General features: G+C 42.3%; 14 protein-coding genes. 5 read left to right on the top strand and 9 right to left on the bottom strand.

The window, feature by feature from the left end; translation table 11 throughout:
* Positions 1 to 4 precede the first annotated feature (4 nt).
* Positions 5 to 811 carry a chemotaxis protein CheW gene (locus tag FN815_RS11335; RefSeq protein ID WP_142454748.1) on the bottom strand — a complete coding sequence of 269 codons (807 nt, stop codon included), beginning with the start codon at positions 809 to 811 and terminating at the stop codon, positions 5 to 7.
* 200 nt (positions 812 to 1,011) lie between these two features.
* On the opposite strand from FN815_RS11335, the gene FN815_RS11330 reads away from it, so the two are divergent.
* Positions 1,012 to 1,938 carry a fasciclin domain-containing protein gene (locus FN815_RS11330; protein ID WP_142454747.1) on the top strand — a complete coding sequence of 309 codons (927 nt, stop codon included), beginning with the start codon at positions 1,012 to 1,014 and terminating at the stop codon, positions 1,936 to 1,938.
* Between the two features lie 81 nt (positions 1,939 to 2,019).
* Here the strand turns inward: FN815_RS11330 and FN815_RS11325 are convergent, their stop codons facing one another.
* Positions 2,020 to 3,102 carry a M20/M25/M40 family metallo-hydrolase gene (locus tag FN815_RS11325; protein WP_142454746.1) on the bottom strand — a complete coding sequence of 361 codons (1,083 nt, stop codon included), beginning with the start codon at positions 3,100 to 3,102 and terminating at the stop codon, positions 2,020 to 2,022.
* Positions 3,103 to 3,694: 592 nt separating this feature from the next.
* On the opposite strand from FN815_RS11325, the gene FN815_RS11320 reads away from it, so the two are divergent.
* Positions 3,695 to 4,483, top strand: coding sequence for a 3-keto-disaccharide hydrolase (locus tag FN815_RS11320; protein WP_142454745.1), 789 nt, complete (start codon positions 3,695 to 3,697; stop codon positions 4,481 to 4,483).
* Positions 4,484 to 4,638: 155 nt separating this feature from the next.
* Positions 4,639 to 5,070, top strand: a complete 432-nt coding sequence (locus tag FN815_RS11315) for an acyl-CoA thioesterase (protein WP_142454744.1) — start codon at positions 4,639 to 4,641, stop codon at positions 5,068 to 5,070.
* A 25-nt stretch (positions 5,071 to 5,095) separates the two neighbouring features.
* Here FN815_RS11315 and FN815_RS11310 read toward each other — a convergent pair whose 3' ends face one another.
* Entirely contained in the window at positions 5,096 to 5,500 is a 405-nt protein-coding gene (locus tag FN815_RS11310) for a four helix bundle protein (RefSeq protein WP_142454743.1), read from the bottom strand.
* Positions 5,501 to 5,668: 168 nt separating this feature from the next.
* On the opposite strand from FN815_RS11310, the gene FN815_RS11305 reads away from it, so the two are divergent.
* A complete protein-coding gene (locus FN815_RS11305) occupies positions 5,669 to 6,931 on the top strand; it encodes an HD domain-containing protein (protein WP_142454742.1) in 1,263 nt (420 codons plus the stop codon).
* Here the strand turns inward: FN815_RS11305 and FN815_RS11300 are convergent.
* The 4 genes from FN815_RS11300 to mgtE form a co-directional block, all read right to left on the bottom strand.
* The gene (locus tag FN815_RS11300) at positions 6,909 to 8,102 is read right to left on the bottom strand and encodes an ATP-binding response regulator (protein WP_142454741.1); all 1,194 of its coding nucleotides are present in this window, start codon (positions 8,100 to 8,102) and stop codon (positions 6,909 to 6,911) included. The two genes, FN815_RS11305 and FN815_RS11300, sit on opposite strands and share 23 nt — an antisense overlap.
* Before the next feature lie 227 nt (positions 8,103 to 8,329).
* Positions 8,330 to 8,797, bottom strand: coding sequence for a dihydrofolate reductase (locus FN815_RS11295; RefSeq protein WP_142454740.1), 468 nt, complete (start codon positions 8,795 to 8,797; stop codon positions 8,330 to 8,332).
* Positions 8,794 to 9,642: a thymidylate synthase gene (locus FN815_RS11290; protein ID WP_142454739.1), complete on the bottom strand. Its 849-nt coding sequence runs from the start codon at positions 9,640 to 9,642 to the stop codon at positions 8,794 to 8,796. The genes FN815_RS11295 and FN815_RS11290 overlap by 4 nt, the downstream gene beginning before the upstream one ends.
* Positions 9,643 to 9,657: 15 nt before the next feature.
* Entirely contained in the window at positions 9,658 to 11,040 is a 1,383-nt protein-coding gene (gene mgtE / locus FN815_RS11285; protein WP_142454820.1) for a magnesium transporter, read from the bottom strand.
* Between the two features lie 207 nt (positions 11,041 to 11,247).
* On the opposite strand from mgtE, the gene FN815_RS11280 reads away from it, so the two are divergent.
* Positions 11,248 to 11,562, top strand: a complete 315-nt coding sequence (locus FN815_RS11280; protein WP_142454738.1) for a VOC family protein — start codon at positions 11,248 to 11,250, stop codon at positions 11,560 to 11,562.
* A gap of 525 nt (positions 11,563 to 12,087) precedes the next feature.
* On the opposite strand, the gene FN815_RS11275 is transcribed toward FN815_RS11280, so the two are convergent.
* On the bottom strand, positions 12,088 to 12,777 hold the full coding sequence (locus tag FN815_RS11275; protein ID WP_142454737.1) for a hypothetical protein: 690 nt from the start codon (positions 12,775 to 12,777) through the stop codon (positions 12,088 to 12,090).
* A 182-nt stretch (positions 12,778 to 12,959) separates the two neighbouring features.
* Positions 12,960 to 13,712 (bottom strand): ribonuclease III, encoded by a 753-nt coding sequence (rnc, locus tag FN815_RS11270; protein ID WP_142454736.1) that lies wholly within the window; start codon positions 13,710 to 13,712, stop codon positions 12,960 to 12,962.
* Positions 13,713 to 13,716 lie beyond the last annotated feature (4 nt).

Below are 13,716 nucleotides of genomic sequence, written 5' to 3'. Positions count from 1 at the left end.
ATATCTATGCAGCCTGATCATCCGCATTGTTCACCCAAAAAGATTCCAGGTTAAGAATTTGAATAGGCTGATCCTTCGTCATACAGATGGCTTCAACCACCTCATTTTCACGGCTCAGTTCCTGTAGCTCATCAATTTCTACTGTGGTATTAATGGCATCTACCGTAATGCCAAACTGAAAATCACCTTTCTTGACGACAACAATTACATCTCTGCGCTGCTGTTCATCAATAGCTTCATAGAACCGGTTAAACAAGTCCAGCATTTGTTTTAATGTGGTATCGCGAGCATGACTTATTAGCTTTTTTGCAGCTTCAGTGTTTCCCTTTCTCATTAATGTATCTGCCTTATCCGCCAGGCCGTGAATTTCCCGGTGCGGTTCATCAAACTGCTTAAGAATTCCCAGGAATACATTGTCAACATTGCCTTGTTGCTTCTGCCTCTCGATCAAATTGTTTAAATAAGGCTTATACCACTTTCCGAAATTACACAAAGCAGGATCTCGCTGTACAGAAATTTTCTTCTCCTGCTCCACTTCATTCTCGAGCGTTTTCAACCAATTGATATGTTCCTGTTCCCGGGCTTTTAAAAGTTCCTTTAATTCCTGCCGGATTTCATAATTCGATTTTACCCCCATCCGTAAACGGGTATCATAAACCGGAACTATTTTTCCACGCAAATTCATCACCCCTAATACGTGGTTTGGCATTTTTGGAATGCGGGTAATGGCTGTTGATTGAATGGTCTCCTCTATGAAACTAACAGGTACTGCGTATTTACTTCCTGATATAGTAAATGACAAGTACAACATCTCACTGATATTTTTAATGAATAATTGTTTACTGGATTTATCGGTGTAATTCTAAAAATCTAAAACTGTTTTTCTGGAAAATAGAATCACTAATGATTTAGACTCATTGTAAAAATTTAGTGCAGTCATTGTGAGCAGGAACTTATTTGCCGTCCAATTTTTTGAGTAGTCAACTATTCATTTTCAAAAACGAGAGACCTATGAAATACCTAAAAACATCAAAATTATTTTCTGTACTAACTTTATTACTCATTTCTGCCTTTACATTTACGGCTTGTGATGATAATGGTGCCGGATCTGATTCAGGCTTAACCGTGGTGGAGACCGCCCAGGAAAGTGATAATTTCACCATCTTAGTAGAAGCACTTTACGATACCGAACTTGACGCCGCATTAAGTGGTCCGGGGCCGTTTACCGTCTTTGCCCCTACCAACGATGCCTTCAATGCTTTACCCAGCGGACTGCTCGAAAGTTTAACCAATGAGCAGCTTGCACAAGTACTTCAATATCATGTGCTGGCAGGAGAAATTGCGGCCGGTGATCTTGAGTCTTCCCAAGCCGTGCAAACGCTTACTGAAGAAACCATTTATGTAACGGTATCCAGCGAAGGTGAAGTAATGGTGAATAATACTGCAGAAGTGATAAATCCAAATATCGAAGCCTCTAATGGTATTATACATGCTATTGATGGTGTGATATTGCCTAACGAGTTCCAGAACATTGTTGAGATCGCATCAAAAAATTATGAGCTCAGCACCTTGGTATCTTTGGTAGCAGAAGCCGGACTGGTGGAAACCTTGCAAGGTGATGGACCATTTACCGTGTTTGCCCCTACCAATGAAGCTTTTGAAGAAGTGAGCTCCACGCTTGAGGGATTATCAGCGGAACAAGTGCGTGAAGTTCTGACGTATCACGTAGCTACCGTTGAAGCCCTTTCAACCGAAATTGCCTCAAATGATCTGACGGAATTACCCACCGTACAGGGAGAAAACATCACAATAACCTTATCTGGCGCTGAAGTAGTCATTAACGGTTCAGCCGGTGTAAATGAGGTAGACCTGCAAGGCACAAATGGAGTCGTTCATATCATTGACAGTGTATTGTTACCTCCAAGTTATACCGAATAAATTTTAATTCTTTCCATAAAATTAGAAAAGCCCGCAGCTTCAACACTGCGGGCTTTTTTTTGGAACTATTTTCTTTTCAGATTAGTCCTCAAACACTCCAAATGTTTGATCGGGACGCATCGCCATCACCGATTCCACCATGATGTCAATTAGTGTATTCACATCCTTTAGAGAAACGATTTCCACCGGCGAGTGCATATAGCGCAGCGGTGTTGAAAGCAGTGCGCTTGGAATTCCGGTCTGCTGGTAAAAGATACTGTCGGTATCGGTACCGGTACGTACGCTGGTGGCCTCGTGCTGGATCTCGATTTCGTTATTCTTACACACTTCTTCGATGAACTCCACCACTTTGGGATGATTAGCTCCGCCATGTTGTACCGTAGGACCTTTGCCTAACTCCACAGTTCCATGTTCTTTTTGATCGATGCCCGGCGTATCGGTGGCGTGGGTTACATCCGTAACTAAGGCCACATCCGGCATAAAACGATAACTCATCATGCGGGCACCAAAACCGCCTACTTCCTCCTGTACGGAATTGAGGGCAATCACATTTACTTTTAAATCTTTCTTTCGCTCGCGAATTTTTCGCATGGCTTCGGCAATCACATACCCGCCAATTCGGTTATCCAGTGCACGAGCAGAAAGCATATCGTCATTCAAAAATTCCGTATCGGTAGCATAGGTGATAGGGTCTCCAATCTGCACCAATTCCAGTGCTTCTTCTTTAGAAGAAACCCCGATATCTACGTAAATATCCTTCCAGGCTGGTTCCTTTCCTCCGCCATTCTTCTTGTCTTGCAGGTGGATGGCCGTGTTGCCCGTCACTCCTACCACACGACCACGTTTGTTATGAATGAATACCTTTTTGGCACGGGCAATAGTTGAGTCACTTCCACCCAGTTTGTTGATATAAATAAAACCTTGTTCAGTGATGTGCTGTACCACCATCCCGATCTCATCACAATGTGCTTCCAGCATCACCGTAGCCACATCGCCACTCATGTTGATCTTGGCTGCCGCAGAGCCGTAAGCATCGGTTACCACCTCATCGGCAAACTGTTCCACATACTTTTTCCAGACTTTCACGCCCTCTTTTTCATATCCGGTCGGGCTTGGGGTGATGAGTAATTCTTCTAAAAAATCGCGCTCGTTCTGCTTGGCCATAAATGTATTTTTTGGGTTGATTATTAGAGGGCTAAATATACAAAAATAAGCTCGGGGTTTGGGGAAATAGATAAGGGTTTTACCCTGCATTTTACTCATTACGAGTCCTGCGTATACCAGCCACGACAATTGCAATCTCAGCTACCATCCAGACTCTGAGATCAGTATTTGCCTTACAACACGACGTTCGTATCGACAACAAACACCTAATCCCGGTAATCCACCAAATCTTTTAAACCCTGTTTCATAACGATATATCGTCCATAACCTTTATGGTGTTATCAATTTTATATCAGCTATTCTATATCAACTATCTTAGAACCGGAGGTTCAGGCAGGCATTCCCAACGGGACGTTGGGAACGAGGAAAATTCAGGCAGAAATTATCCCGAACCTTTTATTTGTATGAGTTCTCGGGAAGTTCTACCATTATTCCCCCCCCTGAAGACCAAATTATATATCTAATATATTGTGTTCGCAGACCTGTCAGGTTTTATGGCTTTTTCATACGTTCAAAACAAGTTTTTATCAAACCTGACAGGTCTTAACCCAACATTTTAGACTTCACATGACACTAACCCGTACATTCCACTATGACCTTATTGAAAAAGATTTTCCTGCTTTTATTGCCTGCGCTCATTTTTGGTATCTCATGTTCCCAACAGGAAAAGCCGGATGAGTGGCGATCTCTTTTTAACGGGAAGAACCTGGACAACTGGACCGTAAAAATTCACCATCATGAAACCGGTGATAATTATGCCAATACCTTTCGGGTAGTAGACGGGATTATTCAGGTAAATTATGATGATTATGATACTTTTGGCGAACGATTTGGCCATATTTTCTACGATGAATCTTTCTCGTCCTATCACCTTAAATTTGAATACCGGTTTACTGATCAGTGGATGGAAGATGCGCCAAGTTATGCCTTTCGTAACAGCGGGGTCATGTTTCATAGCCAAGACCCGCAGACTATCCTTAAAGATCAAAACTGGCCCATTTCGGTAGAATTTCAAATGCTTGCGGAGGCAGAGGAAGGGGAACCGCGTCCTACCGGCAATATGTGTTCTCCCGGTACGGATGTCTTTTATGATGGAGCATTGGATCCCCGGCATTGTATTGAGTCCTCTTCAGCTACCCATAAGTTGGATGAATGGGTAGAAGCCGACCTGATTGTTTACGGTGATTCGCTGGTAATCCACAAAATTAATGGAGAAAAGGTACTGGAATATACCAAACCACAGATTGGGGGCGGCGTGGTTGACGGCTTTGATCCGCAGCTCAAAGTAGATGGTACTCCGCTTACGGAGGGGTACATTGCTTTACAGGCCGAAGGACAGGGTGTGGAATTCCGTAACATCCGCATTAAAGAATTGGAGTGATAAACGGACCCGGTGCTTCAGGCAAAAAGCATTACGCAGCGGAAAGGGAACAAATCCGATCAATATTCGATATTCACTTTTCCTTGTTCAATATTCTTCTCGGCTTGTCATTTGCCACTAACTCCCGCATCTTCAGGTAAAAATAATTACCGCAGATGTTTAGACCCGAATACGACCCCGACTTTTTCTTTCACTGGACCGAAATTCCCGTACGCTTCCGGGATCTGGATCCGCTCAATCACGTAAACAATGCCCTTTTCAACACCTACCTGGAAGAAGCCCGGATTAAGTTCCTGGCCGAAGTTGGGCAAATGCAAAGTGAATTCACCGATGGAAAAACCTTTGTGCTGGTCAAATCTACTATCGAATACCTGAAACAAATCAAATATCCTGCTACGGTTTTAGTGGGCACAGGCATCGGTGAAGTGGGCAATACTAGCATCACAGCAAAACAGGGATTATATCACAAAGAAAGCAAAGACTTACTGGGCGTCGCCGAAACAACAGGCGTATGGTTTGATATGAAAAATCAGCGCCCTACACGGTTGCCTGATATCAAAAACCTGGAGGAGATGTTGATTGATTAGTGTGGTGATATAGTAATATGTTGATTTAGTGATTTCTGGCTCTATGCCCCACAATCATAGTCTGAAGTAACTTTGCTATTGAAGTAAGCATACTTATCCTTTTTTGAACCACACTATTGCCAAGTATATGCCTGCTTTTAAAATACCAGTCCCTTGCTTCTCTGGTTGAGCCTAATGCAATTTCGCAGAATCGCGCTTTTTCCTTATCTGAAATCCTGGAATAACCTTCTGCTATATTTGCACTTATGGAACCGACAGAACGGTAAAGCTGATCTGCTAAACTGAATCTCCTAATTGCCATTATTTTCTCAGAATCATTCCAACAAATATCATACAAATAGAGTGCAAACTTATAAGCCTCTATTTTCCAGATAATATCACTTCTTATCTCATTTGGTACTACTTCTACCCATTCTTCATATTTTTGCATAGATATTTTTTGATTTATTATTCAAAAGTAAGAGCAAATAAACAGCACTTCCTTACGAAGAATTTTTGAAAATCATTATCACTACCATATCACTAAATCACCATATCACTATATCATCCATTTTTAATATCTTCCGGCGTTCTTTCCTCATAAATCGATACAGCCGGCATGGATAAAAGCACGCGCTATAAAATATTTAATGATCCCATACACGGATTTATCACCGTTCCCAAGGGACCAATTCTACGACTCATTGATCATCCTTATGTACAGCGATTGCGCAGAATCCGTCAGCTGGGTTTGGGATACCTGGTATTTCCGGCGGCCGAGCATTCCCGGTTTTCACATGCTTTGGGCGCCTTGGAGCTGGCTCAGAGAGTTTTGAACAATCTTCGGGAAAAAGACACCACAATCAGTCAGCCTGAATATGATGGCACACTCATGGCCATTTTGCTGCACGATGTAGGCCACGGACCGCTCTCCCATACGCTGGAGCACTCACTCATACAAGACTTCAACCACGAGATGATGAGCCTGTCTATCATGAAGGAACTGAACCGCGAGTTCGAGGGCGAGCTGGATACCGCTATTTCCATATTTACCAATCAATACAAAAAGAAATTCCTGCACCAGCTTATATCCTCCCAATTGGATTTGGACCGGCTGGATTACCTGCGTCGTGACAGCTTTTTTACGGGCGTTTCGGAAGGGACTGTGGGTATTAACCGCATTTTAAAAACCATGCGGGTGTTTAAGGGCAACATCGTAATTGAAAAAAAAGGCATTTATGCGATTGAGAACTATATTATTGCCCGGCGGTTGATGTATATGCAGGTCTATCAGCATAAAACCGTATTAAGTGCGGATTTTCTGCTACGTAGCATTTTTAAGCGTGTTAGAAAACTAATTGATGAAGGCCAGTCCTTACAATTTCCTTCGCCTCCGCTGGAATATTTTCTCAGGGAGCAGCCCTCAGCCAAGAAGCAAATCAGCCCCAAAATGATTGACCTTTATGCCAGGCTCGATGATTACGATGTATATGTTTGCATCAAACAATGGGCCGATGCTGACGATAAAATACTGGCTGATTTATGTTTTAGGTTTTTAAACCGTGATCTTTTCCGCACTACGTTTTTGGATAAGAAACCCGGTAAGGCTTTTCAGGAAGAGATGAAGCAAAAGACGGCCAAGGCATTGAAAAGAAAAAGGCTACCTGACGACGACCAATCCATATCACACTATTTAAGCTTTGAACGAAGCTATTCGGAGGCTTATAAATATAAAAATGAAAGCATCTGGATTTTAGAAGATGAACAAGCTGTAGAATTTTCCAAAGCTGCAGAAACAAAAAATATTATTGCGCTTACCGAGCCTGTTGTGAAGCATTATTGTATTCATTTAAAAAGCATCACACCTGATAAGTCACATTAGTTGTACCATTACCGTTTTCTCTGTTTAAAGGAAGAAACAAGCTAATCTTGTCGAACAGCTCCTTTTCTTTATAGGGTTTTTGAATGTACTCCGAAAAACCCAAATTCATCAGATCACTGGGTGTACCGTTATGACCGCCGGCAGTGATGGCAATAATGGGCGTCTTTTGGCCTTCCCCGTTTATACTTCTGATTTTCTCCATCGCCTCAATGCCGTCCATCTCCGGCATAGATATATCCATAAGTATTACATCCGGTTGATGCACTAAATAATGATCCAGGGCTTCAACCCCGTTGGATGCCTCAATGGTGGAAAAGTTGTTCATCTGCAGCATAATGCGAGCCAGCGTCCTGTTGATCGCCATATCATCTACAATCAAAGCTTTTAGGGATGATATATTTCTCGTATATCGCTTTGGTTCTTCTAAGATATTCCCGGCAGGTCTGTCTCTCATTTCTTCTTCAGTCAAAGGTGTTACAGGCAGGCTTACTTTAAATGTTGATCCTTTCAGGTGTTTACTTTTCACATTGATAGTACCACCCAGCACATTTACCAGTTTCCATACGGTAGTTAAACCCAAGCCCGTACCTTCTCGCTCTTCCACATTTGCCTGCCAAAAAGGTTCAAAAATATGCTCAAGTTCCTTATTGGTCAACCCTGTACCCGTATCGGTGACTTCTATAACCAACTTAGAATTTGCAGCACTTTTTAATCTCAGATCCATATTCACTTGTACAGAACCGCTATCGGTAAACTTTAATGCGTTGTTTAATAGTGAATAGAGAATCGTTTTGAGTTTCTTAACATCCAATAAAAAATGGGCCTTTGGATGGTCAGTTGTCAATACCTCAAACGAAAGTTCTTTCCTTCGAAACAGGGGGGCAAACTTTTCATTCAATTGGTCAGTCAACTCAAAACAGGTAATTGCTTGCTCTGTAATCTTTGTTTGTCCCGCTTCAATATTTGAAATCTCAATAATATCATTAATTACATCAACCAGACGGTTGCCACTTGTTGAAATCTTCTCCAAATGTGCTTTTTGCTCATCATTCAGGTTATCCCCCTTTTTAAGCAACTCAGAATATCCCAAAATGGCATTCAATGGAGTTCTAAGCTCGTGGGAAAGTTGCTCAACGAGATTTGTGATTTTTAAAGTCCTCTTATTTTTCATTCTGATATGCTCCAATGCTACAGATATCACCTTTACGGCTTTTTATTAAACGCGCTTCCTGGCTATATCCTGACAAATAGATTTTAGCGGATTTATTTAACTCTGTGGACGGAACAATAATACCGACTCAAGGTTGCTACAACTGTCTTATTATTACGTACTAAACTTATTAAATCGCGGAGGCTAATACAGGTTAATCTTTCTTAATTAAAACCTGCTCATAAACCTCAGGAACGCATATATGTAACAAAAGAAAGCTCTCCTTTGTCTTCTCTTGAAACCTCTTTCCAAGTGCTCCCAATCTCATCTCTGTACTCCGGAAAAAAGGTGTCTCCGTCATACTCTTTGTGAATCTCGGTAATGATTAGCTTATCGGCTTTTTCAATGGCTTCCCGATATAACACCCCTCCTCCAATTATATAGATCTCTTCATTGTCGCAGGTACCCAGAGCTTCTTCGAGCGAAGAATAGGTATCTACATTGTCATAATTGCGCGTGGAGCTGAGCACAATATTGCGGCGTTTAGGAAGAGGAATCTCATTCAGTTCCTCAAACACTCCGCGCCCCATAATAATAGTGCCGCCCGTTGTGGTTTTTTTAAAATGTTTGAGGTCTTCTGGATATCGCCAGGGAAGTCCGCCGTCTTTACCAATTACCAGGTTTGGGTCATGAGCTACAACCAGGGTCAGGATCATACAGCTACCTCGAACTTAATAGCTGGATCTGGATTGTAATTTTCAAGGGTGAAGTCATCAAAAGTGAGCTCGTCAACAGGTTTGTTGGCAATTTTTAAGGTAGGAAGCTCCTTAGGCTCTCGTTTCAATTGTTCTTTTAGTCCCTCAACGTGGTTCTCGTAAATGTGTGCATCTACTATGGTGTGAGCAAAGGTACCGGGTTTAAGGCCTACTTCCTGAGCTATGGCCATCGTCAGGGCCGAATAGCAAGCCAGGTTAAAGGGAATTCCTAAAGCAATATCACCGGAACGCTGTGTAAGGTGACAGTTCAGCTTACCGTCACTCACATTAAACACATACATGATATGGCAAGGCGGCAGAGCCATTTCTTCCAACAATCCCGGGTGCCAGGCACTTACTACAATACGCCGGCTATTAGGGTTCTCTTTTAACATGGTGATAGCCCGCTGCACCTGATCAAACTCTTTTTGCATCCATACCTCTTTATCCAGGGCAGAACCATTTCCTTCAAAACGTACAGACTCTTTTTCGAAATACGGAAAACGTCTCCAAAGCACTGGATAAATCGGCCCAACATGACCATCTTCATCGGCCCAGGCATCCCATATGTGGCAATCGTTTTCATCCCGTAACCAGCGGATATGGTCTTCGCCTCTCAGGTACCACAACAGTTCCAAAATCACCGATCTGAAATACACTTTTTTGGTGGTCAACAGCGGAAAGCCCTCCGACAAATCCACCTTATAGAATTCCGAAAAGCTGGAGATGGTATCGGTCCCGGTGCGGTTTTCTTTCCGGACACCATTTTCAAGTACATTTTTTACAAGCTGATGATACTGTTTCATGAGAGTATAGGATGCTTAAAGTAAAGTTCCGCTAAGCAATAAGATAGCGATTGAAAAATAAATGATTATTCCTGTAACATCTACCAAAGTTGCAACAAAAGGAGCTGATGTAACAGCTGGATCAAGATTAAACTTTGTCAAAATAAATGGTAGCATTGACCCGCTTAAATTTCCAAATAAAATAACTCCCAGCAAACTCAGGCCTATTGTCAGCGAGGTTAAAAACAATGCCTGGTCCATCATTTCTCCCTGGAACACCCCCCAGGCAAAGGTGATAACAACCCCAATAATCCCAATCAAGCTGCCTAGCATTAAACCTGACATGACTTCCCTTTTCAGGATTTTTGGCCAATCTGATGAATCGATGTCATCGGTAGCAAGAGCGCGGATTATCAAAGTGGCGGCCTGTGAGCCGGAGTTACCGCCGCTTGAAATAATCATAGGAATAAAAACGGATAATAATACCGCACTTGCCAATACCGATTCGTAGCTACTCATGGCTGTTACCGTCAACATTTGGCCAACAAAAAGTAAAATAAGCCAACGTACTCTTTTTTTGACCATGCCAAATACTGTTGTCTGGGAGTAATAATCATCCAACACTTCCATACCGGCCATTTTCTGCATATCCTCGGTGGTCTCTTCTTCGGCCACGTCAATCACATCATCAGCCGTTACAATACCAACCAACACGCCGTCTGAATCAACTACCGGCAAGGCCACACGGTCATACTTGGCCAGCATTTTCACCGCCTCCTCCTGGTCATCATATACCGAAAGTGCCTCAAAAGAACGGTCCATCAGGCTTTCAATATGGTCATCGGGATCGGCTAAAATTAAATGCGTAATACGGAGGTCATCAATCAGATGCTCCGTTTCATCCACCACATAAATCACGTTGATGGTCTCGGCCGTTTCTCCAAAGTTGCGGATGTGCGCCATGCTGCGGGAGATGGTCCAATCCGACTTCACCTTCACATAACGGGGCGTCATCAAACGCCCTACACTTTCCTCGGGATATCCCAACAGCTTCTTTAATTGTCGCTGATCTTCCGGACGGATCGAATTCATCACCCGCTGGGTAAGATGCCCTGGTAGCTCCTCTAAAATCGAAACCTGTTCGTCAGGCTCCAGGTTTACCATCACATCGCTCAACTGCTGCTTGTTGAACAGCTCCAACAACTCTACTCCTTTTGAGGAAGGCATTTCGGCAAAAACATCAGCAGCGATCGGCTTTTTGAGCAACCGAAAGACTACCACGGCAATATCACCGGGTAATTCCAGCAGCATATCGGCAATATCGGCAGAGGGCACATCGTTGAGCACCTCTTTGAGTGCTACCCAATCCTTGGCCTCTATGAGCTCCTCGAATTCCGGTTTAATAAGTTGAACGAACATCGGTTTTTGCATAAAATAAGCCTGTGGTTGTCGGGCTAAGAATCGGGGTTAATCCCGCAAAAAACAAGTTTTGATATATTGCTATCGTATTCCGTTTTGCTTGTTGACACACAACCATTTGTAGTGATAAATGTATTGTTTTTAGTATAGTTATAATGTCTTCTATCGAAGGTGAAATGTGTATCCAAAAAAATTACTCCCAAAAATATGAAGTTCAATCACATTGGCATCCCCACTAAAGATTCCTTCGAAAATGAAATTGATCTGCCTCATCTCCAAATGACCGTTTCTGATCATACCAACAATAAATATGGTATACAATGGCAACGCTATTGGAAAGATGCGCCTTATCCTGACTTGGTGCAATCAGTGCCACATGTAGCTTTTGAAGTTGACGATTTGGATAAAGCTTTAGAGGGTGAGCATATTCTCATTGAACCTAACTCCCCCAGCGAAGGACTTATAGTAGCATTTATAGAAGTAAATGGGGCTCCCGTCGAGCTCATGGAGTTCACAGACTAAATATAATCTTCAAATCCATTTACTTATTTGCTGGTACTTGTTCGATATAGCAAGCTAAATTGCAGGAACTAAAAAGTCGGGTTCGCAATGATGAAGATTTTCTTTCACTTTAAATTATGGTGGTTGCTGCTTGTTGCAGGTACTTTCGTTGTTTCCCTGCTCACTTCTTCAAACATTGCGTTTATGAGCCTGTTGATCAGTGTAGCTGGCCACCTTCTCTTTTCAATAATTGTGGCACTGATACCCATGCTTTTTTATTGGATAATCAGGCGTCCGCTCAACAATGAGCAAATGATGTGCACAATTACAGCAGGATGGCTAATACTGGCTATTGCGAACTTATCAGTATAAGCTCACTAATTGAATATGATTGAAATAAGTAAGATCAATGGGTAATGCTATTTACCCCTTTATTAGTACTTTTAGCGTCTCGTCCGTCCGTGGTTTATTTATCGTGTCGGATCAAACTCGGTGGTGGCCCGGCAGGACTTTTTTGGTTCATAATTGTCATTACTTGGATATGTATTATTCTAAATGAAAATCCATCAGGTACATTTCTTCTTTAATATTTTCCGGATCGCCTTCTGATGTTGCAATTTGTGCTATTAACCCTACTCCTGAGCTGTAGTACATAAAATAATCCCATCTTGGTACATCGTCCCCATTTGAGATAGTAAATTTATACACATAACACTCAAATTTTCCTGCCGGGGTATCAATCTCCCGGCTTTTATCTACTAAGGTAATACTGAGCGTATCAGAGACATAAAATTTCAGGCTGTCCCTGGAAAAAGCCAATCGTGGGATATTCCAATTCTCCCCTTCTTCCGCAGGCCAGGGTTTGTCCACATACTGAGTGAACAGGGTATCCGTATTGGCTATGCCGCCCATTTGATATAACCCTGCTTCCCCGTTCCGGTACAGCCAATAATACTCTGGAACATCAGAGGGAAAAGGAACCAAGTTAAAAGCGTAAGCCGTGTATTTTTCCCCACCAAAAGGTACTTGAACTTCTTTTACCACTTCATATCGGAGGGTGTCTTTCCAAATATATGTGAATTCATATTCCCAATAATTCCCTACCGAAAGAGGCATTAGATCTCCCGAGACCTCTTTTTTATCTTTCCCACCTAATAATCCACATCCGCTTCCAGTAAGGAGAACAAGGATTATCGTACTGACAATAACCGGGAATAGTAATTGATTCTCTTTCATACCTTAACCCTCTTTTTTAATAATCCTAAATATTATAGTGAATGGGGGAGATAAATCGACACACTATTGTATCAATGCCCCGGACATTTGACTTGTATTAAATAAGAGTATTTATTTAACAAAATGTTATAAAAATAACTTAGATGGGAAATAACCTCTTTAGAAATAACTACGAACCAACGTCACTCTTTCTTCAACATTTTTAGCGCCTCTTTAGCCGCTTTCTGCTCGGCTTTCTTCTTGCTCTTGCCTTTGCCGGTTCCCAGCTCCCGTTTGTCTATTAGCACTTTCACCTCGAAGGTTCGATTATGACCGGGGCCGTATTCTGCAATCATTTCATAGTAGGGAATGCTCATCTTTTTGGCCTGGGCATATTCGAGAAGGGCACTTTTGTAATTATCGACCGTATCGATGAGATCTTTCAATACCAGGTTTTCACGTATCACACGATCTACGAATTCGTAAGCATGTTCATAGCCCTGGGTTATATAAATAGCTGCAATGATAGACTCAAAGGCATCCGCCAGAATACTTTTTGATATGCCGCCTCCATTGCGTTCTCCCAGCTCCATAAGGTCTTCAATACCCAATGCCCTGGAAAACCCACTTAAGGTTTCACCTCGTACCAGCTTTGCCCGTACTTTGGTGAGAAAGCCTTCATCTTTTTCGGGATATTTGTTGAAAAGAATCTCGGCGGCTATAAGGTCCAATACCGCATCCCCAAGAAACTCGAGGCGTTCGTACGAGTCATATGTTTCATACTGCTCCTGCGACAAGGTAGAGCGGTGTCGCAGGGCTTTTAGAAATAAAGAAGGATCGTCGATTGAAAAACCAACGATCCCTTCAATTTTCTTTATTCGGTTTATTAATTCAGGACTTAACTCAGAAGTACTCTGCTTTGGCTTACTAAAAAGCGACCTGAACCATTTGGGCATAACG

This window comes from Gracilimonas mengyeensis (genome assembly GCF_900182705.1).
Classification (GTDB): Bacteria; Bacteroidota; Rhodothermia; order Balneolales; family Balneolaceae; genus Gracilimonas; species Gracilimonas mengyeensis.
The sequence above is the reverse complement of the archived record's forward strand: the minus strand, read 5'-3'. Positions and strand labels throughout refer to the sequence as shown.